Here is a 24,461-nt window from a genome sequence, read left to right on the forward strand (position 1 = left end):
ACGCCCATTCTGGCATAGGGAACTGTGTGTCCTCAACGGAGAATCACCCCTATTAAAGGGCAATAACCCCCCACAATTCGGGCAACCTCCCCTATTTTGCGGGCAATCACCCTACTTGAAACGGCATGATGAGCAATCCGGGCCGGCCGCAGGAAGCAGCCGGCCCGGACGCAGTCTTCAGTAAACCGAACTCAGCTCAGGTCGAAGCGGTCCAGCTCCATGACCTTGACCCAGGCCGCCACGAAGTCGTTGACGAACTTCTCTTTGGCGTCGTCGCTGGCGTAGACCTCGGCCAACGCCCGGAGCTGGGAGTTGGAGCCGAAGACCAGGTCCACGGGTGTGGCGGTCCACTTCAGTTCGCCGGTGGAGACGTCGGTGATCTCGTAGACGTTCTCCTCCGCCTCGGAGGCTTTCCACTTGGTGCCGGGGGAGAGCAGGTTGACGAAGAAGTCGTTCGTCAGGACCTGAGGCCGGTCGGTGAGGACGCCGTGGTTGGAACCGCCCACGTTGGTGCCGAGGGCGCGCATGCCGCCAACCAGCGCTGTCATTTCCGGCGCGGAGAGGTCCAGCAGGTACGCCTTGTCCAGCAGGAGAGTCTCCGGCGGGAGCTTTCCGCCGGGGCGGACGTAGTTGCGGAACCCGTCCGCCCGCGGCTGCAGGTACTGGAAGGACTCGACGTCGGTCTGGTCCTGGGCGGCGTCGGTCCGGCCGGGCCGGAACGGCACTGTGACGGGGAACCCGCCGTCGTTCGCCGCCTTCTCGACCGCGGCACAGCCGCCGAGGACGATCAGGTCCGCCAGCGAAACCTTCTTGCCGTTGGCCTGGGCGGAGTTGAACTCCTGCTGCACCCTCTCGATCGCCTGCAAAGCGGTGGACAGCTGCTCAGGCTCGTTGGCCTCCCAGCCGCGCTGGGGCTCCAGCCGGATCCGCCCGCCGTTGGCGCCGCCGCGCTTATCGGTCTTGCGGTAGGTGGACGCTGCCGCCCACGCGGTACTGGCGAGCTGCGAAACAGACAGCCCGGAGTCCAGCAACTTGGCCTTAAGCGAGGCAATGTCCTGCTCACCGATCAGCTCGTGGTCCACGGCAGGGATGGGGTCCTGCCAGAGCTGGGCCTCCGGGACCCACGGCCCCAGCAGGTGCGGGCCCACCGGACCCATATCGCGGTGCAGCAGCTTGTACCAGGCCTTGGCGAACGCGAGGGCGAACTCGTCCGGGTTCTCCAGGAAGCGCCGCGAGATCTCCCCGTAGACCGGGTCGACGCGCAGCGAGAGATCGCGTGGTGAGCATCGTGGGCCGGTGCTTCTTCTCCGGGTCGTGTGCGTCCGGAATGATCTTCTCGGCGTCCTTGGCCACCCACTGCTTGGCGCCCGCGGGGCTCTGGACCAGCTCCCATTCGTGCCCGAACAGGATCTCGAAGAAGCGGTTGCTCCACTGCGTGGGCCGGTCGGTCCAGGTTACCTCCAGGCCCGAGGTGATGGTGTCCGGCCCCTTGCCGCTGCCGTACGTGCTGAGCCAGCCCAGGCCCTGCGCCTCGAGGTCGGCGCCCTCCGGCTCGGGGCCCACATGGGCGTCGGCGTCGCTGGCGCCGTGCGTCTTGCCGAAGGTGTGGCCGCCGGCGATCAGCGCCACGGTCTCCTCGTCATTCATGGCCATGCGCTTGAAGGTTTCGCGGATAAACGTCGCGGCCGCGAGCGGGTCCGCGTTGCCCATCGGCCCCTCCGGGTTGACGTAGATCAGGCCCATCTCCGTGGAGCCCACCTCGTCCGACATCTGGCCTTCGCCGATGTAGCGCTCGTCGCCGAGCCAGGTGTCCTCAGGTCCCCAGAAAATCTCCTCGGGCTCCCACACATCCTCACGGCCGAAGGCGAAGCCAAAGGTCTTGAAGCCCATCGACTCCAGGGAGACGTTGCCTGCGAGGACCAGCAGGTCCGCCCAGGAGAGTTTCTGGCCGTACTTCTGCTTGACCGGCCACAGCAGCCGCCTGGCCTTGTCCAGGTTGGCGTTGTCCGGCCAGCTGTTCAGCGGCGCGAACCGCTGGCTGCCGTCCCCTGCACCGCCGCGGCCGTCGTGGACGCGGTAGGTGCCGGCGGCGTGCCAGCTCAGCCGGATCATCAGGCCGCCGTAGTGGCCGAAGTCCGCGGGCCACCAGTCCTGGGAGGTGGTGAGGACCTGCGTGATGTCCTGCTTGAGCGCCTCGACGTCGAGCTTCTGGAATTCCTCGCTGTAGCTGAACGTGGGGCCCAGCGGGTTGCTCGCTTGACCATGCGTGTGGAGCACTGAGAGATCCAGCTGGTTGGGCCACCAGTCGGCGACAGTCCGCGGGCGGTGCCCCTTGGGTTGCGGCGAATCGATCGCCGGGTTCTCACTCTCGCTGCCGTGCGAAGTGACGCTGTCGTGGGCCACAGGGCATCCGCCCTCAGCCTTGCTGTCCAGGCCCTGGGCGCTTCCGGGAGTGCGAACCGGGGGATGTTCCTGGGGATCGGTCAATGTGCTTCCTTCCATCTGGCCGAGGCCGTGGTCGGACTCGGGCGGCCGGTTCAACCCTCCTATGTAACCATGAGCGGGAAGCCCGGGGGAGGGGCCTCTCACATGCTTGCCGGTGCTTAACGGAAGAGGACGACGGCGGGAAGTCCGCCGTCGTCCTCTCTGCCCTGGGTGCCACTCACGTCAGCCCCCAGGACGGTATGAGTTAGCTCGCCGTCACGCTCTCGCGGGCGATCGCGGGCTTTGGCGATTCCGCGCCAGCCTTGTTCGCTTCGAGGTCATCAAGGGACTTGCCCTTGGTGTCGCGGGACAGGAGGGTGGCCAGCGCCGCGACGGCGCAGATGCCGAACGTGGTCAGCCCGATGACCATGGGGACGTTGGTGGATCCCGGCGGGGCGATCGCGGTGAAGATGCTGGGGAAGAACGATGCGATCATGAGGCCGAGATTCTGCGACACCGCGAACCCGGTGACGCGGATCCGCATGGGGAACTGCTCCTGGAAGAACGTTGCGAAGGTGGCGTTCCACATCTGGAAGAAGATGCCCTGGACGACCACGATGCAGACGAAGACCAGTGCGAGGCTTCCCTGCTCGATGGCCCACAGGTATCCGCCGGCCAGCACGCCGCCGCCGATGCCGCCAGCCACCATCAGCATCCGCCGGCCAATCCTGTCGGACAGTGCGCCGAACAGCGGGATGGTCAGGACGGCGGCCACGTTGGCCACGAGGGTCACCCAGAGGAATTCGCTGCTGGTGAAGCCGTTGCCGTAGCCCTTCTGGGTGGCGTAGGAGACACCGAAGATGAGCGTTGCCATGCCCACCACGTTGGTGAACGTCATGATGACGCAGCGGACCATGACCCAGGGGTGGCTGCGCACGAGGTCAACGATCGGGAACCGGGGTTTTGCCTTACCCTCTTCCGTCCGCGCCAGGTATGCGGGCGGCTCCTGCACGCGGCGGCGGATAAGGTAGCCAGCCAGGATCACGAAGGCGCTGAGCAGGAACGGGATGCGCCAGCCCCAGGCCTGGAACTGCTCGGCGGGGAGAATGGCCGACAGGGGAAGCAGGACGGCCGTGGCCAGGATGGAGCCCACCTGTGTGCCCTGCAGGCTGAAGCTTGCGAAGAAGCCGCGCTTGGCGTCAGGGGAGTGCTCCACAATCATCGCGCTGGCTCCGCCGAGTTCACCGGCGACGGCGAACCCCTGGATCAGGCGGAGGATCACCAAAAGGATCGGGGCCAGGGCGCCGACCTGTCCGTACGTGGGCAGGAGCCCGACGGCGAAGGTCGCGAAGCCCATCAGCAGCATGGCAAAGACGAGCACCTTCTTGCGGCCGTGCCGGTCACCGTAGGCGCCCAGGACAACCGCGCCCACCGGACGGGAAACGTAGCCGACGGCGTACGTGGCCAGCGAGGCGATGATGGCCACCGTCTTGTTCTCGGACGGGAAGAAGATGGCCGGAAAGATCAGCGTCGCGGCCAGGGAGTACAGCGCGAAATCGTAGTACTCAAGTGCACTGCCGATCCAGCCGCTCATGGCGGCCTTCTTCGGGTCCCGCCGGCCGGCGCTTACTTCCGGGATGGAGCGGCTTTCACCGGGGATGGTGCTCATTCGATGAATTCCTTCGTCGTCATTGGCAAGGAACCGGATCTGTTCTGTTCCGGATGGTCAAGGTGATCTTGACGGTTCCAGGGCTTTGGAAAGCCCTTTCCCTTGAATCGATTCATTAATCATAGAAGGTGACGCCGGTTACGTCAACGTGAGGAGACCGCTGCGTGCGGAATATCTGCCGGGCGCCCGGGCTTGTCGCTAAGGGGCCGCCGTCGGCATCATTTTCCAACCGCACCTTGCGGGCAGGCCTGTCACAGCGGAAGCCTGCCGGCGGGCGCGGACATTAGTTAAGCAACATGAAGGAGCACCATGACCATTGGCGCAGGAACAGCAGCGGGCAAGGACCGGACGGCCCTGGTTGTAGGAGCCACCGGTATTGCGGGGTCCGCCCTCGTCGATACCTTGGCTGGCGGGGGATGGGCCGTTCTTGCCTTGTCCAGGAACCCCGGTGCTGAACGTCCCGGCGTCCGGTGGCTCTCCGCAGACCTGACCTCGGCTGACTCCCTCGCCAAGGTCCTTGGCCCGGAGAATCCTTCGCATGTCTTTTTCACGGCGTGGTCCCGGCGCGATACCGAGGAGGAGAACATCGCCGTCAATGCCGGCATGGTGCGTGACCTCCTCTTTGCGCTTCGGGGCAAGGACGTGGCACACGTTGCGCTGATGACCGGCCTCAAGCACTACCTTGGGCCCTTCGAAGCGTATGCAGCCGGAGAGATGGCGGACACGCCCTTCCACGAGGAGGAGCCGCGCCTGCCGGTGCCGAACTTCTACTATGCCCAGGAGGACGAACTCTGGGCCGCAGCGGCGGAGCAGGGGTTCACCTGGTCCGTGCACCGGGCACACACCGTGATAGGGCACGCGGTGGGCAATGCCATGAACATGGGCCTTACGCTCGCGGCCCAGGCGGCACTCTGCCGGGAGAACGGGGAGCCGTTCGTCTTTCCGGGATCCGAAATCCAGTGGAACGGCCTGACCGACATGACGGACGCGGGCCTGCTCGCCGAGCACATGCTCTGGGCGTCCACCACACCGGGGGCTGCCAACGAGGCCTTCAACATCGTCAACGGCGATGTGTTCCGCTGGCGCTGGATGTGGCCTCAACTCGCAGCCTATTTCGGCGTGGAGTGGGAGGGGTACCAGAACGAGCCCCGTCCGCTGGAGAGGTCCATGGCCGGGCGGGAGGAACAGTGGAGGCAGCTTGCCGCGCGCCACAACCTCCGCGAACCGGACCTGGGCCGCCTTGCATCCTGGTGGCACACGGACAGTGACCTGGGACGCGGCATTGAGGTAGTGACGGACATGGGTAAGAGCCGCGATGCCGGATTCACCGGCTACCGGCGGACGCTGGATGCCTTCATCGCGCTCTTCGACCGTTACCGGGCCGAGAACCTCATTCCCTGATTTAGGCGGTGACGGAGGGGTGGGAGCCTTCGAGCCGAGCCCGGAATACGCCCTGCGAGAACCGCTCCAACTTCCTCGAAAACCCCGGCCAAAGTGCCAGCCTCCGGACGTAAACTGACCTTCGCACCACCCCTTGTGGACACTGTGTCAGGTTGGAGCCGGCATTGCTCTGGAAACTGCTTGTTGAATACCTGCGGCCGCACCGGCAGCTGCTGATCGCCGTCGTCATCTTCCAGCTGGCGCAGTCCATCGCGTCGCTGTACCTGCCCACGCTGAACGCGGACATCATTGATGAGGGCGTGGCCAAGGGGGATACCGGTGTCATCCTCAACCTCGGTGGCCTGATGCTGGGGATCACGCTGCTGCAGATCGCCTGCGCCGTGATCGCCGTGTACTTCGGGGCGAAGGCGGCCATGGGCACCGGGCGGGACCTCAGAGGCGCCATCTTTGCCAGAGTGGGGGAGTTCTCGGAGCAGGAAGTCACCAAGTTCGGCGCGCCCAGCCTGATCACCCGGTCCACCAATGACGTCCAGCAGGTTCAGCAGCTGGTGCTGATGGGCTCCACCATGATGGTGGCCGCACCCATGCTCGCCATCGGCGGCGTGATCATGGCCATCCGGCAGGACGTGCAGCTGTCCTGGCTGATCGCGGTGGCCGTGCCCGTGCTGCTCATTAGCGTGGGGCTCATCATCATCCGGATGGTGCCGCTGTTCCGGAAGATGCAGAAGCGGATCGACACCGTGAACCGGGTCCTCCGCGAGCAGCTCACCGGCATCCGGGTGGTCCGCGCTTTCGTCCGCGAGGACATTGAGAGCGCGCGCTTCGCCCAGGCCAACGAGGACGTCACGGACACCGCGCTCCGGGCCGGCCGGCTGATGGCGCTCGCGTTCCCCGTGGTGATGCTGGTGCTGAACGTGTCCAGCGTGGCGGTGATCTGGTTCGGCTCGTTCCGGATCGAGGACGGCTCCATGCAGGTGGGCACCCTGATCGCGTTCCTGAGCTACCTGATGCAGATCCTGATGTCCGTCATGATGGCCACCTTCATGGCTGTGATGATCCCGCGTGCCTCCGTCTCCGCGGACCGGATCGGCGAGGTGCTGGGGACGGAGTCGAGCGTGCGGCCGCCGCGGACGCCCCTGAGCAGCAATGTGCGGCGCGGCGAGCTGGAGATGGCCGACGCCGGATTCGCCTACCCGGGTGCCGACCAGCCGGTCCTCTCCGGGATCAGCTTCACCGCCAGGGCGGGGCAGACGACGGCAATCATCGGCAGCACCGGCGCCGGCAAGACCACCCTGGTGAACCTCATGCCCCGGCTGTTCGACGCGACCACCGGCTCAGTCCGGATCGACGGTGTGGACGTGCGCGAGCTGCACCCGGATCTGCTCTGGGGGCACATCGGCCTGGTCCCGCAGAGGCCGTACCTGTTCAGCGGAACCGTCCGCAGCAACCTGCAGTACGGCAAGCCGGATGCCACCGAGGACGAGTGCTGGGAAGCGCTGGAGATCGCCCAGGCGCGCGGCTTCGTGGAGGAGATGGAGGGCGGGCTGGATGCACCCATCTCGCAGGGCGGCACGAACGTTTCCGGCGGGCAGCGTCAGCGGCTGGCCATCGCCCGGGCCCTGGTGAAACGGCCCGAACTGTACATTTTCGACGACTCGTTCTCGTCCCTGGACACCGGCACCGACGCCCGGCTTCGGCAGGCGCTCAAGCGCAGCACGGCCGGGGCCACGCTGGTGATCATCGCCCAGCGCGTGTCCAGCATCATGGATGCGGACCAGATACTGGTGCTCGACGACGGCAGGATCGTGGGGCGCGGAACGCACCGCGAGCTGCTGGAGACGTCGGAGACGTACCGCGAGATTGTGTCCTCCCAGCTGGCGGCGGAGGAGACGGTATGAGCCCGGAACCCACTTCCGAAGCCGGCACCAAGGCCGCGCCCGCGTCCAAAACTGCAAGTGCCGACGTCGTACGCATTCCCCGTCCGGCAGGCGGGCCGGGGCGCGGCGGACCTTTCGGCGGGATGAACGTGCCGGCGGAGAAGGCGATGAACTTCGGGCCGTCGGCCAAGCGGCTGCTGGGCAAGCTCCGGCCGGAACGGGCGTGGCTGATGCTGGTGCTGGCCACGGCGGTGGCCAGCGTGACGCTGCAGGTGATCGGGCCGCGGCTGCTGGGGGAGGGCACCAACCTGATTTTCTCCGGGGTGGTGTCCAAGCAGCTGCCCGCGGGGGTGAGCAAGGAGCAGCTGATCGCGCAGCTGCGGGCCGCGGGGGAGAACCAGAAGGCGGACATGCTGACGCCGATGGCGCTGACGCCGGGGCAGGGGATCGACTTCGGCGCGCTGGGCAGTGTGCTGACGTGGGCGCTGGTGCTGTATGTGCTGGCGTCGGGGTTCATGTGGGTGCAGGCGTATGTGCTGAACGGGGTGGTGCAGCGGACGGTGTTCGGGCTGCGCGAGGAGATCGAGGCGAAGATCCACCGGCTGCCGCTGCGGTATTTCGACTCGATCCAGCGCGGCGAGCTGCTGAGCCGGGTCACCAACGACGTGGACAACATCTCGCAAAGCCTGCAGCAGAGCATCAGCCAGACGGTCACGTCGGTCCTGTCCGTGGTGGGCGTGCTGGTGATGATGGTGATCCTCTCGCCCACGCTGGCGCTGATTGCGCTGGTGACCATTCCGCTGACGCTGGGGATCACGGCGCTGATTGCCAAGCGCTCGCAGAAGCTGTTCGTGGCGCAGTGGAAGCATACGGGGGAGCTGAACGGGCAGATCGAGGAGACGTACACCGGGCATGCGCTGGTGAAGGTGTTCGGCCGGCAGCAGGAGGTGGGGGAGCGGTTCCGGCAGAAGAACGTGGAGCTGTATGAGGCGAGCTTCGGCGCGCAGTTCATTTCCGGGCTGATCATGCCGGCCATGACGTTCATCGGGAACCTGGTGTACGTGGGGATCGCCGTGGTGGGCGGCCTGCAGGTGGCGTCCGGGGCGATGCAGCTGGGTGACGTGCAGGCGTTCATCCAGTACTCGCGGCAGTTCACCATGCCGCTGGCGCAGCTGGGGTCCATGGCCAACCTGCTGCAGTCCGGGGTGGCGTCGGCTGAGCGGGTGTTTGCGCTCTTGGACGAGGACGAGGAGTCCGCGGAGCCCGCTGCTTCTGCTTCGCCTGTTTTTGGGCGGGGGCGGCTGGTGTTCGAGGATGTTTCCTTCTCGTACTCGCCGGACAAGCCGCTGATTAGTGGGCTTTCGTTGGTGGCCGAGCCGGGGCAGACGGTGGCGATCGTGGGGCCAACGGGGGCCGGAAAAACCACGCTGGTGAACCTGATGATGCGGTTCTACGAGCTGGACGCCGGGCGGATAACGCTCGACGGCGTGGACGTCACCTCCGTGCCGCGGCGCGAGCTGCGCTCGCGGCTGGGGATGGTGCTGCAGGATACGTGGCTGTTCGGCGGGACCATCCGGGACAACATTGCTTATGGGCGGCCTTCGGCTACTCCGGAGGAGGTCTTGGAGGCGGCGCGGGCGACCTATGTGGACCGGTTCGTGCGGTCCTTGCCTGATGGGTACGACACGGTGCTGGAGGACGAGGGCTCCAACGTGTCTGCGGGGGAGAAGCAACTGCTGACGATTGCGCGGGCGTTCCTGGCGCGGCCTTCTGTTTTGATTTTGGACGAGGCGACGTCTTCAGTGGACACCCGGACCGAGGTGCTGGTGCAGAAGGCCATGAGTGCGTTGCGGTCCGACCGGACGTCCTTCGTGATTGCCCACCGCTTGTCCACGATCCGCGATGCCGACCTCATCCTGGTGATGGAGGCCGGCCAGATCGTGGAGCAGGGGACGCACGCTTCACTGTTGGCGGCGGGCGGGGCTTATGCGCGGTTGTACGAGGCGCAGTTTGCGGCTCCGGCGGCGGAGGTTTAGGGGTACGGATTAGGCGCAGCTGTTTCAGGCATTGCTTATCTCCGTTGGATGGACCCCTATCGGAAACGCAAGCTGTTGTTGCGGGGGTGATGCCAGTGGAGTGCAGCTTAATTACTAGCGAAAGCCGAAGGGCGGGTTCCTGCGATTTGACTTGATAAAGGGGGTTTCAGTTCGTCAGGAAGCAACTAGTTATCAATTTTGATGACTTTTCGCATTCTTATATATTCAATACATCGTTGGTTGAGGGTGCCAGTGGTCCCAGGACTCGGATCTTGGGGCGTCATCACGGGTGTCCTCGTTGGGTTGCTCCTCCTAGCGGTCGTACGTCTGCTCAGTGAAAGATTCTTCGGATTCGGAATGTGGGCGGAGCGTCGGTCAGGAAAGAGGTGGTGTATGCCGAGAGGTGAGCACAGGCAAGTTCAAGCCATAGAGGTCAAGTCTAGAAGTTACTACCACTACATGTTGGAAACTATATGGACGTGCGGCGCTGGGGTAATGGCAGCCCACTGGCCACCCTGAGCCAACGAGGCACAAGGAGGGGAGACCGCCTTTCCCCTCCTTGTGGTTTCCCGGCGGGATTGGAACTGTCCAGTGCCCGGCAATTTGCTAGGCCCACTCTGGAGGGGCGAAGCCAGGGATCTTAGTCGCTTTAGCACTGAAGCATGCGCTATCAGCGGTGGCATGCTGCTCCTGAGCGGAGATACTGTCACGCGCGGTTCCGCAAGGTGGTGCGGGGCAATGTGGGACCTATAGTCAAACGAGCTTTGGAGTTGCCGTAACATCGGACCATGCCCAATTACGCCCGAGTAACGAACCCTGAGAAGGTTCAGCCGGTACGCAAATCGGTATTCATAGTTTCGCCGATCGGAGTTCCAGGTTCAGAGGTCTATCGAAAGGCAATGTACGCCTTGAAGTACATATTTCGGGAGGCCTTGAAGGGTGATGAGTGGGAGGTTCATCGTGCTGATGAAGGCAAAAGCCCGGACTCCATTGGCCAGCACGTTATTAGAAAGCTGTATGAAGCGGATCTTGTTGTAGCGGATCTGACGGGACACAATCCGAACGTTTTTTATGAGTTAGCTATTGCTCACGGCTGGCGAAAACCGGTAGTTCATTTGATCAGTAAAGGTGAAACGGTGCCATTCGACATCGTCGATCAGAGAACTATTTTTTACGATATCACCGACCTTGCCTCTGTTGAGGAAGCGGTGAAGCAACTCCGCGAGTACGCAGAATATGCCATTAGTAACACCCAAGACCTCGTAACCCCTCTAACCAGTTTTGAAATGTTCAGCCAGATCAGAGCGGATACTTCTGACAGTGCCGACGCCGTAGCCGACGTGTTAGAGCAGGTCTTAGACCGGCTTTCCAGAATTGAAGCGACCCTAGTGGGCGCTTCTCAGGTGCAGCGGCCGGAACGAACGGGAGCAAGTGCCGGACTGCAGAACCAGTACAAAAAGCTGCAGATCTACGCCGAAACCCTAAGGGCTCTTGATAATCGATCTAAACAGGACACGCTTGAGCTATACAAGGTTGAAAATGAGATGGCGGCCCTCCTAGGGCGTAGTGAGGAGTTTGCGAAGCTCGTGGAACATGCGAACGACGCCAAACAAGCATGAAGCAACGGCAGGTGGATGTACCGCAGCCTGTGCAGGTTCATCCGCAGCGGTCGTGGTATCACAGACTATGAGCATGCCCTCCCGATCTTCGACGCACTTGAGCAAAGTATCCGGGGACCTAAAAGCAGCTCCATTGAGCCATCTGCCCGGTAGGCCGTCTCGCAGGAGGGTGACAAAGCCTTGGTCCTTGGACGGGTTGACGTCGACACACATCAACGGCTTTCCCTTGTGTGCTTATATTCAGACGTGAAAACGACTGCATATTGGGGAAGGCGATTTGGTAAATGTGGTGAGGGAATCAGTAACCAGGAGATCCGTTGAGGATCGAGATGTCGTGCCGAGAATGTCTTTTTGGTCCATAATTGGCCTGGGATCGTTCTTGGCCACGTACATGGTTGCCGTTGAACTTCTGTTGTACTGGACCGAGGGCGATTACGCACGGCCGTTCGTTCCGATGGATCTCAAGGAATCTGATGTCCTAGCTGCATTGGCTGCCGTTGCCGCTGGGACTATTGCCCTTCAGGTGATGGCACAAAGTAGCACTTCGTCTCGAGCAGCCACTATGGCGGACTACAACCATCGGATGCTCATCGCATACCTTGCTGTTGGGGGTACAGCAGCAAGTTGCACCCTGGCCCTGTCCTCTTTGGTAGCGGTACTTCTTGACGGTGTTGAGCGGAATCTCAGTTACCTTCTCGTGGTCGTTCTCTTAGCAGCCATGAACTCATTGGTTGCCGCCGACGCCGCCCGGGCGAATAGTGCTAGTCGAATTCAAGAACCCGACGATTCGGGTGATTGAGGCTAGGCATGTGAGCCAGCATTACAACAAGCTGAAGCCCTATCCTAAATTTATACTTTCCCGATGGCGCCGTACTCTAAAATGTCTTTGGCAGGCACTTGCGCTAGGGGCAGTTGCAGGGATTATGGACGCCGTCCTGACGACTGCGAGGTTGGAGAATGCGCCAGTCTATATCTTAGGCAGTCTGGTTATCACCGCACTTCTTTTGCCCTTGGTGCGCTATGCAGGTGTGCAGTGGCACAAGCCCAGTTTGTTTTCCCGTATCGCTGCCCCTATTGGCTCGCTAATGATTCTGGTGCCATCGGGTTTCGTAATAGCCGCAATGGACCGGCACGATGCGATCCTGCACCAAGTTGTACTTCTAGGCTTGCCAACGCTCTTGCCCTTGCTCGGGTTGTTGAGACTAGGAGGTGATGGTCGTTGGATTCTTCCCAGCTGGGTGCCCGGGGCGTTTATTCGTGAATCTGTTTACAGGAAGATTCGCAAAGATGCCGAGAAGGCTGCTCTAGAACTTAAAGACGCTGAGGCAGCCCTGGAAGCGGATCGGCTTGAGGAGTGGGTTGTCGCGGGTGGGTCTAGTGTAAGAGCGAAAAAACGGCTGCAACTGATACTCGAAATTCTCGCAACCAAACGAGAGTAACTGCAGGGCCCGGCTCTAGCCAGAACCAGCCCCGTCGTAGTACACGGACATACGAAGCAATGTTTCGGCGTGTCGCCCGTAACCTGTTTAGATGCCTCGTTTTGCTCTTGATATAGACTCCGTCGCCCGTCCCGTCCGTTCACAGGAACTCCTGGACGCGGTGAACCACCGGGTCGTCATCGCCGACGGCGCGATGGGCACCATGCTGCAGGGCCGGGAACTGTCGCTCGAGGATGACTTCCTAGGGCTGGAGGGCTGCAACGAGATCCTCAATGACACGCGCCCGGATGTCCTCGCGGACATCCATGACGCGTACTTCGCCACGGGCATCGACGCCGTCGAAACCAACACCTTCGGTGCCAACTGGTCCAACCTCTCCGACTACGGCATCGACGACCGGATCGAGGAACTCGCCCGCAAGGGTGCCGAGATCGCCCGCGAACGCGCTGAAGCGGCAGAAAAAACAGACGGACGTATGCGCTGGGTCCTCGGTTCCATGGGGCCGGGCACCAAGCTCCCCAGCCTCGGCCACACCAGCTACGACTACCTCAAGCAGACCTTCGCCCTGCAGGCCGAGGGCCTCATCGACGGGGGAGCGGACGCCTTCCTCATCGAAACCAGCCAGGACCTCCTGCAGACCAAAGCCGCGGTCAACGGCTGCAAGCAGGCCATCGTGTCCCGCGGCATCCGGCTTCCCATCTTCGTCGAGGTGACCGTCGAAACCACCGGTACCATGCTGATGGGCTCCGAAATCGGCGCAGCCCTCACCGCCCTCGAGCCGCTCGGCGTCGACGCCATCGGCCTGAACTGCGCCACCGGGCCCGATGAGATGAGCGAGCACCTCCGCCACCTCTCCAAGCAGTCCTCGGTGGCCATCGCCTGCATGCCCAACGCCGGCCTGCCCGTCCTCGGCGCAAACGGCGCGCACTACCCGCTCTCACCCACCGAACTCGCCACCGCGCACGAGCAGTTCGTCCGCGAATTCGGCCTGGGCCTGGTGGGCGGCTGCTGCGGTACGACGCCGGAGCACATGGCCGCCGTCGTCGAACGTCTTGCGCCCTTCCGCACCGCCGCCCCCGTCACCTCAGAGGCGAAAGCGAGCAACGGCAACGGCGCCGCCCGCGTCCCCACCGAACGCGAAGCCGGTATCGCTTCCCTCTACCATCACGTGAATTTCGACCAGGAATCCGCCTACCTCGCTATCGGTGAGCGCACCAACGCGAACGGTTCGAAGGCGTTCCGCCAGGCGATGCTGGAAGAACGCTGGGACGACTGCGTGGATATTGCCCGCGAGCAGGTCCGCGTCGGCGCGCACCTGCTGGACGTCTGCATCGACTATGTGGGGCGCGACGGCGTGGCCGACATCAAGGAGGTCGTCTCACGTTTCGCCTCGGCTTCCACCCTCCCGCTGGTCATCGACTCAACGGAACCGCCCGTGCTGCAGGCCGGGCTCGAACTCATCGGCGGCCGCCCGGTGGTCAACTCCGTCAACTATGAGGACGGCGACGGCCCGGACAGCCGCTTCGCGCGCATCATGCCGCTGGTGAAGGAACACGGCACTGCCGTGATCGCCCTGACCATCGACGAACAGGGCCAGGCCCGGACCACCGAAGGCAAGGTGGCCATCGCCTCCCGCCTCGTCGACGCCCTGGTGGGCGAATGGGGGATGCGCGTCGAGGACATCATCGTCGACGCCCTGACCTTCCCCGTCGCCACCGGCCAGGAAGAAACCCGCCGCGACGGCATCGAAACCATCGAGGCCATCCGCCAGATCACCACCAAGTACCCCGGCATCAACACCACGCTCGGCGTCTCTCGAACGTGTCCTTCGGCCTCAACCCTGCGGCGCGTATGGTGCTGAACTCGGTGTTCCTGCACGAGGCCGTGCAGGCAGGCTTGACCAGCGGCATCATCGACGCCGCCAAGATCGTCCCGCTCGCCTCCCTGCCGGAAGATCAGCGCAAAGTGGCCCTGGACCTCGTCTATGACCGCCGCGAATACGACGCCGACGGCAACACCACCTACGACCCCCTGGCCATCATGCTGGACCTGTTCGCCGGCGTCGACACCGCAGCACTCAAGGACCAGCGCGCCGCGGAACTCGCGGCGCTGCCTACCGGCGCGCGCCTGGAACGGCGCATTATCGACGGCGAGGGCAAGGGCCTTGAAGAGGACCTTGACCTCGCGCGCAGCGAGGGCATGACCCCGCTCGGCATCATCAACGACCACCTGCTCGAGGGCATGAAGGTGGTCGGTGAACGCTTCGGCGCCGGCGAGATGCAGCTGCCGTTCGTGCTGCAGTCCGCCGAGGTGATGAAGAACGCCGTCGCCCTGCTCGAGCCGCACATGGAGAAGTCCGATTCGTCAGGCAAGGGCACCATGGTGATCGCCACCGTGCGCGGCGACGTGCACGACATCGGCAAGAACCTGGTGGACATCATCCTCACCAACAACGGCTACAAGGTCATCAACATCGGCATCAAGCAGGGCATCGCCGAGATCATGGCCGCGGCGGAGGAGCACAACGCCGACGTGATCGGCATGTCCGGGCTCCTCGTGAAATCCACCGTGGTGATGAAGGAGAACCTCGCCGAGCTGCAGTCCCGCGGCCTCGCGAAGAAGTGGCCGGTCATCCTCGGCGGCGCCGCCCTGACCCGCGCCTACGTGGAGCAGGACCTGGCGGAGCAGTTTGATGGCGTGGTCCGGTACGCCAAGGACGCCTTCGAGGGCCTTGCCCTCATGGAGCCGCTGGTGCGCGTTGCCCGCGGCGAATCGCCGGACGACGTCGGCCTGCCGCCTTTGAAGAAGCGCATCCACAAGGGCGGTGCCAAGCTCACGGTCACCGAGCCCGAGGCAATGCCCGGCCGGTCCGACGTCGTCTCCGACAACCCGGTTCCTTCGCCGCCGTTCTGGGGCACGCGCATTGTGCGCGGCGTGGCACTCCACGACTACGCGGCCTTGCTCGACGAGCGCGCCACGTTCATGGGCCAGTGGGGGCTCAAGCCCGGCCGCGGCGATGACGGCGCCTCCTACGAGGAACTGGTGGAACGCGAGGGCCGGCCGCGCCTGCGCTACTGGCTGGACCGCATCCTCGCCGAGGGAATGCTTGACGCGTCCGTCGCCTACGGCTACTTCCCGGTGGTCTCCGAGGGGGAGCAGGTGGTGGTGCTGCACCACGGGGAGGATCACGACGGCGTCCTCGGCACCGCAGGCCTCCTCGCCCCCGACGGTGGTTCAGGCGGCCCGATCGGCACCGACCGTTTGCGTTTCGACTTCCCGCGCCAGCGCCGCGACCGGCACCTGTGCCTGGCCGACTTCGTGAAGTCCCGCGAATCGGGACAGATCGACGTGCTGCCGGTGCAGCTGGTCACCGCCGGCTCGAAGATCGAGGAGTTCACGTCCAAGATGTTCGCTGCCAACCAGTACCGCGACTACTACGAGCTCAACGGCCTGGTCATGCAGCTCACCGAGGCGCTGGCCGAGTTCTGGCATGCCCGGATCCGCAAGGAGCTGGGATTCGGCGCCGAGGAGCCGAAAGACACGGCAGGGTACTTCAAGCTCGAGTACCGCGGTGCGCGGTTCTCGCTCGGCTACCCTGCCTGCCCGGAAATGGAGGACCGCCGCAAGGTGACGGAACTGCTGAAGCCTGAGCGGATGGGCGTGGTCCTCAGCGACGAGCTGATGCTGCACCCTGAGCAGTCCACGGACGCGTTTGTGTTCCACCACCCGGAGGCGAAGTACTTCAAGGTGTGAGCTGGACTTCGGAGGATTGAGTCAGCGCAGTAGCACCGGCCCGGCATCGATCCGAATCCGGAACAGTGTGTAGGGCTTAACCCGCTGGTCTTTGCCGCCTTGGTAATCCGCCTGCCGGTGCAGCTGGTTGGCGGTGACATAGAGATGTCCGTCGCGGGCCACCGAGAGCGTGTCCGGCCACAGCAGCCGGGGATCGTGTGCCACCGTCTCCCAGGCTCCTTCAGAACCGGAAGCCCAACGGAGGACGGCATTGTGCTCGTAGTTCGTCGCGTAGATATACCCTGCGGCATCCGATTCGAGCCCATCACCGGCGCCGCCTTTGTCCCCTTCCTCGGTGACTGTGGCAGCCGCGGCAGCATCGTCGGCTGACCGATCCAGGAGCGCGTCAGTGGCCACGCTGTAAAGTCGCCGGCTCACGAGGGGACAGTAGTACAGCCGGGCGCCGTCGCTGCTGATGGCAATACCATCGGAGCCCATCGCTATCGCCCGCCGGACCGAGCCGTCCGGTTGCCGGTCGAGCAAAGGCCGCCCCTCGACTACCGGCACGAACCCGGACAATTCTTCTGCCTTCGTCTAGGGATGGTCATGCAGCCGCCGCCAGCTTTCGCCCGTGGCCAGGTCGGCAACCACGATTCCGTTCGGTCCTTGGTCTGAGGAATCGGTGATGTATGCAATACCCTCCTGCCCGCGCCTCAGATCGAAACGGACATCGTTGAGATAGCTCGTGGGCAGGGCGACGTCCTGCGGAAACAGGATGGTCTTAACCACTGTGTCAGTGGCCAGATCGACGCAAACCAGCTTCGGCCCCCCGTATTCCGTGGGTTGGAACAAGGGACTGCCGGTGTCAAGGATCCATAACCTGTTTGCCGGATCAACCACCACGCTTTGCACCGAGATCAGGGTGCCCGCCAGATTATCCGCATCACTGCGGTTAATCTCCTCATTGGGATAGGCAACCGTGTCCCCATCCACCACTTCGGCAACTGTGTACTTCACGTCGTCGCCCCACTTGGGAAAGTTCACAAAGATCCGGCCCTCGTGCGATACCGTGACGCCCGTTGGCATCGCCCCATAAAAGTGGGCCACCGCCTCGAGCTGGCCCAGCGGCTGCTCCACGGGAAGCTCCCGCGCCTGATCAGTCATCACATACCTCTTCCGCTCTCTTCCTCTGTCCACCCTGCGAGCCGTGTACAAGGGCCGTTCAGGGCGCACGTCACCCAGGTGCGTATACATGAATTGCAACGGAGTGGGAAATGGATGGGACCGCTCAGTCCACCCACTCTGGGCGGGAGGCCCCCTGGATAAAAGGCGACCGGCTGTCCCCGGAAAACCCGGCTGGCCGGCCGTTCACGAAATAGCACCGACCGAGCCTTCATGCTAAGTACCCTTAGTAAGGATGTCGAGGGTTCGTGCTAAATGCTGCAAAACTCCACGGTGCACGGCGGCTTCAGCGGTAGTGCGCCAGCGGTTCCGGAGGCGAAGTACTTCAAGGTGTGAGTTGAAGCCAGTCCGTGGCCTGGCGACCGAGTTACGATTCCCGGCGGAGGGTACGGACCTGCCAGCCGTCCTGGCGGCAGTACGTTTGTCCACCTCTCCCATAGGAGAGCTTGAGCCGGATGAGGCTTTGATCTGGTGCCAGGTCTTCGATTACTCCACGTGCAATGACAAAGCCGTCATCCAGCACCTCAATCTCATCACCGGGTCTGATCCCTTTCCAGTCGAAGATTTCGAAAGACATTGGCGTGATCAGGCCTTCCTTGATGCCTTCGGCAATGCCCTGTAAATGCCGGGGGTTCTGCAATGCGAAAATGTGGTCATAGGAGGGAGTTGGGATGTTTGGCCAGCGGCGTTACTTTGATCCTCATGTACGGGTACATGGGGAAGCTGCTGAGGATTTGGTGCAGTTCGTCGTTGGACGCGACTTCGAAGATTGAGTAGTTCGCGTACTCACCGACCACCCGCCAGATAGCGGTTAGCCGGCCGTCCTGCTGCAGGGTTCGGGAATATTCTTTTTCGAGGCTCTGCAGGCGGGCAACCTCTCCGGCGTCGAGGTGCGGCGGGAATTGGACGTCCATGCGGGCAAGGAACAGCATGTTTTTCTCTTTCGGTTGGCGGGGAAGGTGTACTGCCGGGACAGGCTAGGTCAGGCGGTAGGCGGCGAGCTTGTCCTCGTCGATCTCGGCTCCAACTCCGGGCAGGTCGCGCACAGCGATCGTCCCGTCGACGATGCGGATCGGGTCAGCCAGGAGGTCGTCGGACATGTCCAGGAAGTTGGACAGCTCCCCGGCGCGGCGGCTCGTGGCCTCATGAGCGGCGCCGAAGGTGACCGTGGCCAGCGAGCCGATCTGGGTGTCGATCTGGTTGCCCATGGTCACGTCTACGCCGAGTCCCGTGCACAGGCCCAGGATCTCGGTGGCCTCGGTGAAGCCGGAGCGCGCGGTTTTGATGCAGATGGCGTTGCAGCCGCCCGAGATCAGTTCGCGGGAGGCGTCCCCTGCTGTGGGGACGGATTCGTCGCCGACCACCGGGATCGGCGACTTTTCGACCAGGCGGCGGCGGCCCATGGCTTCCTTGGCGTCGCACGGCTCCTCGAGCAGGCTTAGCCCGAGATCCTGCGTGCGTCGGAGTACTTCCAGGGCCTCATTCGCCGTCCAGCCGCGGTTCGCGTCCAGATAGATTTCCACGTCGTCGCCCAGCCCCTCCCGCAGAACGTGGCACGCTTCCACGTCCAGTGACAGTGGCCGGCGGCCCACCTTCAGCTTGAAGGTGGTGATGCCATACTGCTCACGGAAGCGCTGGGCTTCGTCGAGCAGCTCGTCCGCCGGCCGGAAGCCGAGCATGTGACTCACCCGCATCCGGTCGGTGTACCCGCCCAACAACTTGTGCACCGGGGTACCAAGGGCTTTGCCGATTGCATCCCACACGGCAACATCGATGGCGCCCTTCGCCACCTGGTTGTTGACCGTTCGCCGCAGCACGGCGTGAATCCTCTCCCGGTCCACGATTTCAATGCCAGCCAACTGCGGGGCGAAGATCTTGTCGATGATCGCCACGATGGATTCCTGCGTCTCCCCGTATGTGTAAGGGCGGGGAGGGGCATCTGCAAGGCCCACTACGCCGTCGTCGGTGTAAACGCGCACGAGGACGTGGTCGGCGCTGGTGACTTCCCCGCTGGCGAACTTGAGGGGGTGCGTGTAAGCGATGGCGTAAGGGATCGTTTCGATCCGTTCGATTTTCACGGGGCGGGTCCTTCCAAAGCAGACCGACGGGCGTGCTGAAGACTCAGATAACGTTCGGCATCAACGGGCGACCCGCTGCTGGTACTTGCGCCAGCAGCGGGTCGCTTGGGATCACGGTGGGCGTGTTTATGCAGGGTCCAGAACGAAGTCGTAGGAGACTTCGCGGCCGTTGCCATCGGCACGCGGAGTGGGGTCGAGTATCAGCTCGGGCTTCACTGCCGAGGCGATGTCATCGCCCACGTGGGAGTCGCCCTTGAAGTAGAGCTGCGAGGTGATTAGCTGGTAGCCGGGCGCGGAGATCTTCAGGTGCAGGTGCGCCGGGCGCCAAGCGTGCCAACCGGCCGCCGCGATGAGCTTCCCGCAGGATCCATCCGTCGGGATTTGGTAAGGGGCGGGTTGCATGGTGTTGATCTCGTAGCGGCCGTCTGCGTCTGCGATGACGGTGCCCCGCAGGTTCCACTCGGGCAGGCCTGGAGCGAACTGGGAATAGAACCCCTCGTCGTCGGCGTGCCAGATCTCCACTGAGGCCCCGGGCAGCTTTTCACCGGCGAGGTTGGTGATGCGGCCCTGGAAGAGCAGCGGGGTGCCCTGCTCGTCTTCGCGCATCGGCAGCGTGGCCGGCGACTCGTACCGCGGGGAGTCGGGCACGTAGTACGGACCTTCAATGGATCCCTTCGTGCCTTCGCGGTACTCGTTGGCGACCTGTTCGACCGAGTGCTCCACCCAGACGTCCAGGAACAGGGGCCACTCGCCGTCCTCGCCGACCTGGATGAGCCACGCTTTCAGGGCATTGTATTCGTCGTACGTGACCTTCTCTTCGATCACAGTGTCGTTAATGGCCTTGATTAGCCGGGAGGCCAGAAGGCTCACCCGCTCCTGGCTGGACGACGCGGCTGTCTTCTTGTTCTCACGGAAGCGCTCCGTGGCGTTCGCGCCCGAAGCGGCAGCGGTGGCTTGGAATTCCATGGTCATTGCGATCTCCTGAATAGCTGTTGTTTGATTTACGTTTTTTGCGGAAAGAAGGCCACGATGCGCCCCTGAGGCGGGCAGCCCAACGGATCGACTAGTGGCGCTTGAGGAAGATGCTGACGTCGTCGTTGTTGATCAGGTCCGGAACAGTCCAACCGTCTAGGTCGTATTCGCTCATGCACTGGTCCGCAAAGCCGGTCATCATGGATGTGGTCCCTTGGGCCTGGGCCGCGAAGAGCAGTTCGGCCTTCACGTTTTCGTGGTTACCGGAGTAGTTGCGCTCGTACAGTTCGTGGCGGCCGCCGAATTCGGTGCCGATGGCGTCCCAGAGCAGTTTCATCAACTTGACCCGGTCCACAGCCTGGATGCCGTCAGAGCCACGGACGTACTTGTCCAGGTAAGGCCGGATTTCCGGGGTCTTGAAGTCCAGCGCGGAGGAGTTGAGATAGATCAGGCCTGAGGCGACGTCCTGTTCAATGATTTCCTTGATCCGCGGGTAGCCGGTGGCCATGAACATGCGGTAGGCGAGGCCATAGTCGAGCTTCGGCAGCACCGTGCCGTCGGGGCCGGCATCCGGGTTCAGTGCCATGGCGTCGGCGAGGGCGTAGAACATGTTCCGCCAGCCGATGACTTCGCCGGCCCGGGCCTGGACGCCGCGGAAGTCCTTGGTTCCGGCAATTTCGAGGGCCTTGAGCAGTAGGCCGGCGATGAAGTCGAGCTTGACGGCCAGCCGGATGACTCCCTGGAAGGTGAAGCGGTTGAGGAAACCTGTCTGCGGGAAGAAATTGTTGATCTTCTCGACGTCTCCGTAAGCGAAGACGTTCTCCCACGGGATCAGGACCTTGTCAAACACGAAGACCGAGTCGTTCTCGTCCAGTCGGCTTGAAAGCGGGTAATCGAACGGGGTGCCCATTACCGCGGCTTGGTGGGAGTACGAGGCCCGGGAGATCAGCTTCACACCCGGTGCGTCCATCGGCACCGTGCAGATCAGGGCGAATTCCTTTTTCTTGATCGGCAGGCCGTAATGGGCGATGAAGTTGTACTGGGTGATGGCCGAGCCTGTGGCGACGACCTTCGCGCCCGAGACGACCAGCCCGGCGTCGGTCTCCTTCTCGACTTTCATGAATACGTCGCCAACCTGGTCGGGCGGGAGATGCCGGTCGACCGGGGGGTTGATGATGGCGTGGTTCCAGTAGAGGACCTTTTCCTGGGACTCGTTGTACCAGCGAATCGCGTTGTCCTTGAACGGCTCGTAGAAGTCCGGCATCCCGCCCAAGGTGCCGAGGAAAGCCCCTTTGTAGTCCGGGGAGCGGCCCATCCAGCCATAGGACATCCGCGCCCAGGTTTCGATCGCCGTACGCGCAGCCTTCAGGTCCTCCACGCTGCGGGCGGCCTTGAAGAACGGGTGGGTCAGGCCGCCGGAGCCGGTGTCGGTGGGAACCAGCAGCTTTGAGGCGGTGTCCGGGTTGTGGAAGCCGTCGTAGAGGCGGGCGGCCATACGTACCGAGTTGCGGAAGGCCGGGTGTGTGGTGACGTCCTTGACCCGTTCACCGTAAATCCAGACCTCGCGGTTATCGCGCAGGGACTCAATGTATTCGTCACCGGTTTGTGGTTTGAGCGGATTCGCCGGGGCTGTCCGGGCAGACATGTCCGGCAAAGCAGTGGCTTCGGGGGTTTCGATGGTCTCGGTCATGGCCGGTTCCTTTCGGTGGTTCGTCGGCGTCTTCGCCGAACTGGCAGGGATGAAACAGTGAGGAATGTAAAGCGGAGGGAAGGCACGACGCCGGTGTGGCAGGGCTGTGTGCCCGGGCTAAACGGCGGCAGGGACGCGGCCGAAGGCCGCGGCACCGGTGACCCAGCCAGCCTCATGGCCGTCGCCGCACTGCTCCCACGGCGTTCCGCCGACCAGGCTGCCCAGGTGGTGAAACTTGCCGCCGAAAAATATCAAGGGTTCGAGGGGGGTGATTTCGAGGTGCTCGACCTCGCCGATGACAATCAGGTGGTCGCCGCCATCGTAGATGCGCCACGGCCGGCATTCGAGGGTGGCAGCGTTGCCTGCAAGCACCGGAACACCCGTAGCGCTTTGTCCCCAGGCGGGACCTCCCTTCATCGGCTTTCCGGCGAAATGAAGGCAAGTCCCAAGCTGTCCCAAAGACATGACATTGATCGCGAACGGCCGGTCCTTCACCAAGGTGGCCAGCTTTGAGCTGCGCATCAGCGTGACCTGGGCCAGTGGCGGGTCAAGGGACACCGAGGTGAACGCGCTCACGGTCGCACCGTGCGCCTGTCCGTCCTCGGACGTGGTCGTCACTACCGTAACGCCGGTCCCAAACCGGCCGAACGCATGGCGCAGGTCCCGCGGATCGATCGTGGATGGTGCAGACATCGTGTACTCCTGGTGCTGTTGGGCGTGTTGTTCCCCTTCAGCGTGGTGCACACCACGAGGCGACGGGTGTCGCCGGTCACATGATGTCCGCCAGGTGCAAAAAGATGTCCGGTCAGTGCAAATAGTCAGTGCAAAACGAGCCGCTCACCGCATTGGGCGAGGGCGGCCTTACGTTCAGCCGACGGTGTGACCGCGTAGCGCGTCTTGTACGCGCGCGCGAAATAGGCCTGCGATGAGAACCCGCAGCGGCGGGCAACCGCCGCTATAGGCGACTCCGCCTCGGCCTGATCCGTGAGCAGGCGCCGGGCGAGCTCAAGCCTGAGCTCAAGGATGTAGGCACTCGGCGAGCTGCCCGCTTCATTGAAGAGGCGGGCGAGGTGCCTTTCGCTGATGCCCGTGGCGGCGGCCACTTTTGCCACATCAAGTTCGACATCTGCCAGATGCCCGGCGATGTAGCAGCGGGCGGCGGCGAGGTGGCAGGCGCCGGTGCCGCTGCGGTCACCCACGAGGATCGCGGACAGAAGCTCGAGCGCTGCGGCCTCGGTGGTCTCCGCGTCTGCCGAGCCGGCCAGTGCGTCAGACACCAGTCGGGCCAGGGTGAAGGCCCGTCGACTGGCGCTTTGCTCCTGCCGGAAGTCAAAGACGATGGGCTTGGTCAGCGCGCGTCCGCCGGTGATTTCGAGGTAGTCCTCATGCGGGATGGTCAGCACCATTTCCCGCAGCCCGCTACTAAAGCCACGCATGAAGGGGCGATCCACGTCGTAGATGACGGCTTGCCCCGGCCTTAGCGCTTCAAAGCCACCCTGGTAGTAAAAGAATGCCTCGCCTTCAAGGGCGAAGAACACGGCCACGGAGTTCATCGGATGCCGCCGGATGAACGCCTCGCTACGCTCCACCACTTGGGCGCTACCCCTAACGGAGGCGAACTTCAGCGAGGGCAAATGGAGGTTGATTTCGGCCGCCCGCAGCGGTTGTTCATCCATGGTGCGGATGTCGAGCGCGATAAGCGCCCTGGCGTTGTGGTGCTCCCACAAATGCACCCGGTTGTTTGACGGGATGCCGTCGGTGGAGAATCTCAGCGCCTTCGCGCCGCGGGATTGCCCGGAAGTCATGAAAAGGTAGTGTAAGCCCGATCACAGCATGAGCGGTAATTCACTCACATAGGAGCGTTCCCTGCCAACGCCTAAACTTATATGGTCGTAAACGTACCGTGCCTCCTGCTGCCGCAGCGGCGCTGTCAATGAATCGCGGTTGTTAACCAGCCAAAAGGTCCCAACCCATGAACTACACGCCTCGCTCCAGCACCAGCGCTTCCAGCCCGGACGCGTCGGACTCCGGGCCGGGCGGAATCAGACGCTTCAGCGTTCCGGCCGGGCTGAACCTGGGCGAAAAATTTGAATACTGGCGGTGCTGGTACGGAAGCGCCATCGAAGCCCCAGCCCGGTTGGAAAAGACCGAACAACCAGTGGGTCCCGGCTTCAATCCAACCGCCCTAAGCTTGGAAGGCCTTGGTTTCAGCCTTGTTGATGTCAACAATGAACCAGCCAGCTGCCGTTGGACCGCTCCTGCCATTACCCAGAACTGGCTGCTGTACTTCCGAAGTTCCTGTGCCGGGTTCAGCTTCTCGGGACAACCCGAAGAAATTTCCC

The 24,461-nt window shown here is 63.3% G+C and carries 15 protein-coding genes and 3 pseudogenes; 7 read left to right on the forward strand and 11 right to left on the reverse strand.

Features of this window, described 5'->3' with window-relative positions:
- Nucleotides 1-191: 191 nt before the first annotated feature.
- Nucleotides 192-2,502 (reverse strand): annotated as a pseudogene (gene katG, locus QF047_RS01470) (catalase/peroxidase HPI).
- Nucleotides 2,503-2,689: 187 nt separating this feature from the next.
- Nucleotides 2,690-4,093, reverse strand: coding sequence for an MFS transporter (locus QF047_RS01475; protein WP_307273148.1), 1,404 nt, complete (start codon nt 4,091-4,093; stop codon nt 2,690-2,692).
- Nucleotides 4,094-4,402: 309 nt separating this feature from the next.
- Here QF047_RS01475 and QF047_RS01480 point away from each other — a divergent pair, with 309 nt between their 5' ends.
- The 7 genes and pseudogenes from QF047_RS01480 (at nt 4,403) to metH (ending at nt 16,218) form a co-directional block, all read left to right on the forward strand.
- Nucleotides 4,403-5,494, forward strand: a complete 1,092-nt coding sequence (locus tag QF047_RS01480; RefSeq protein WP_307273150.1) for an SDR family oxidoreductase — start codon at nt 4,403-4,405, stop codon at nt 5,492-5,494.
- 164 nt (nt 5,495-5,658) lie between these two features.
- Nucleotides 5,659-7,392, forward strand: a complete 1,734-nt coding sequence (locus tag QF047_RS01485; protein WP_307273152.1) for an ABC transporter ATP-binding protein — start codon at nt 5,659-5,661, stop codon at nt 7,390-7,392.
- On the forward strand, nt 7,389-9,407 hold the full coding sequence (locus QF047_RS01490) for an ABC transporter ATP-binding protein (RefSeq protein WP_307273154.1): 2,019 nt from the start codon (nt 7,389-7,391) through the stop codon (nt 9,405-9,407). Before QF047_RS01485 ends, QF047_RS01490 begins: the two co-directional genes overlap by 4 nt.
- A gap of 788 nt (nt 9,408-10,195) precedes the next feature.
- The gene (locus QF047_RS01495; protein WP_306636001.1) at nt 10,196-11,026 is read left to right on the forward strand and encodes a hypothetical protein; all 831 of its coding nucleotides are present in this window, start codon (nt 10,196-10,198) and stop codon (nt 11,024-11,026) included.
- Between the two features lie 379 nt (nt 11,027-11,405).
- On the forward strand, nt 11,406-11,825 hold the full coding sequence (locus QF047_RS01500) for a hypothetical protein (RefSeq protein WP_307273159.1): 420 nt from the start codon (nt 11,406-11,408) through the stop codon (nt 11,823-11,825).
- A gap of 10 nt (nt 11,826-11,835) precedes the next feature.
- Nucleotides 11,836-12,465, forward strand: coding sequence for a hypothetical protein (locus QF047_RS01505; protein WP_307273161.1), 630 nt, complete (start codon nt 11,836-11,838; stop codon nt 12,463-12,465).
- A gap of 91 nt (nt 12,466-12,556) precedes the next feature.
- Nucleotides 12,557-16,218: pseudogene (gene metH / locus QF047_RS01510) on the forward strand (methionine synthase).
- A gap of 21 nt (nt 16,219-16,239) precedes the next feature.
- Here the strand turns inward: metH and QF047_RS01515 are convergent.
- The 9 genes and pseudogenes from QF047_RS01515 to QF047_RS01555 form a co-directional block, all read right to left on the reverse strand.
- Nucleotides 16,240-17,451, reverse strand: a pseudogene (locus QF047_RS01515) (L-dopachrome tautomerase-related protein).
- A gap of 295 nt (nt 17,452-17,746) precedes the next feature.
- Nucleotides 17,747-18,019: a hypothetical protein gene (locus tag QF047_RS01520; protein ID WP_307273163.1), complete on the reverse strand. Its 273-nt coding sequence runs from the start codon at nt 18,017-18,019 to the stop codon at nt 17,747-17,749.
- A gap of 13 nt (nt 18,020-18,032) precedes the next feature.
- Nucleotides 18,033-18,311: a muconolactone Delta-isomerase gene (catC, locus tag QF047_RS01525; RefSeq protein ID WP_307273165.1), complete on the reverse strand. Its 279-nt coding sequence runs from the start codon at nt 18,309-18,311 to the stop codon at nt 18,033-18,035.
- A 45-nt stretch (nt 18,312-18,356) separates the two neighbouring features.
- Nucleotides 18,357-19,457 (reverse strand): mandelate racemase/muconate lactonizing enzyme family protein, encoded by a 1,101-nt coding sequence (locus QF047_RS01530; protein WP_307273167.1) that lies wholly within the window; start codon nt 19,455-19,457, stop codon nt 18,357-18,359.
- Nucleotides 19,458-19,583: 126 nt separating this feature from the next.
- On the reverse strand, nt 19,584-20,429 hold the full coding sequence (catA, locus tag QF047_RS01535) for a catechol 1,2-dioxygenase (protein ID WP_307273169.1): 846 nt from the start codon (nt 20,427-20,429) through the stop codon (nt 19,584-19,586).
- A 91-nt stretch (nt 20,430-20,520) separates the two neighbouring features.
- Nucleotides 20,521-22,119: a 4-hydroxyphenylacetate 3-hydroxylase family protein gene (locus QF047_RS01540; protein WP_307273172.1), complete on the reverse strand. Its 1,599-nt coding sequence runs from the start codon at nt 22,117-22,119 to the stop codon at nt 20,521-20,523.
- A gap of 117 nt (nt 22,120-22,236) precedes the next feature.
- Nucleotides 22,237-22,812 (reverse strand): flavin reductase family protein, encoded by a 576-nt coding sequence (locus QF047_RS01545; RefSeq protein ID WP_307273174.1) that lies wholly within the window; start codon nt 22,810-22,812, stop codon nt 22,237-22,239.
- A 125-nt stretch (nt 22,813-22,937) separates the two neighbouring features.
- Nucleotides 22,938-23,924: an AraC family transcriptional regulator gene (locus QF047_RS01550; protein WP_307273176.1), complete on the reverse strand. Its 987-nt coding sequence runs from the start codon at nt 23,922-23,924 to the stop codon at nt 22,938-22,940.
- Between the two features lie 172 nt (nt 23,925-24,096).
- On the reverse strand, nt 24,097-24,240 hold the full coding sequence (locus tag QF047_RS01555) for a hypothetical protein (protein WP_307273178.1): 144 nt from the start codon (nt 24,238-24,240) through the stop codon (nt 24,097-24,099).
- Between the last annotated feature and the right edge of the window lie 221 nt (nt 24,241-24,461).

It is taken from the genome of Arthrobacter sp. W4I7 (assembly GCF_030816215.1).
In the GTDB taxonomy this organism is placed as follows: Bacteria; Actinomycetota; Actinomycetes; order Actinomycetales; family Micrococcaceae; genus Arthrobacter; species Arthrobacter siccitolerans_A.

Bases quoted from the DNA above. Each gene is read 5' to 3' on its own strand.
- catA (WP_307273169.1), bottom strand. From the start codon at position 20,429: ATGACCATGGAATTCCAAGCCACCGCTGCCGCTTCGGGCGCGAACGCC.
- QF047_RS01490 (WP_307273154.1), top strand. From the start codon at position 7,389: ATGAGCCCGGAACCCACTTCCGAAGCCGGCACCAAGGCCGCGCCCGCG.
- QF047_RS01540 (WP_307273172.1), bottom strand. From the start codon at position 22,119: ATGACCGAGACCATCGAAACCCCCGAAGCCACTGCTTTGCCGGACATG.
- QF047_RS01550 (WP_307273176.1), bottom strand. From the start codon at position 23,924: ATGACTTCCGGGCAATCCCGCGGCGCGAAGGCGCTGAGATTCTCCACC.
- QF047_RS01555 (WP_307273178.1), bottom strand. From the start codon at position 24,240: ATGGCGCTTCCGTACCAGCACCGCCAGTATTCAAATTTTTCGCCCAGG.
- QF047_RS01480 (WP_307273150.1), top strand. From the start codon at position 4,403: ATGACCATTGGCGCAGGAACAGCAGCGGGCAAGGACCGGACGGCCCTG.
- QF047_RS01495 (WP_306636001.1), top strand. From the start codon at position 10,196: ATGCCCAATTACGCCCGAGTAACGAACCCTGAGAAGGTTCAGCCGGTA.
- QF047_RS01545 (WP_307273174.1), bottom strand. From the start codon at position 22,812: ATGTCTGCACCATCCACGATCGATCCGCGGGACCTGCGCCATGCGTTC.
- catC (WP_307273165.1), bottom strand. From the start codon at position 18,311: ATGCTGTTCCTTGCCCGCATGGACGTCCAATTCCCGCCGCACCTCGAC.
- QF047_RS01475 (WP_307273148.1), bottom strand. From the start codon at position 4,093: ATGAGCACCATCCCCGGTGAAAGCCGCTCCATCCCGGAAGTAAGCGCC.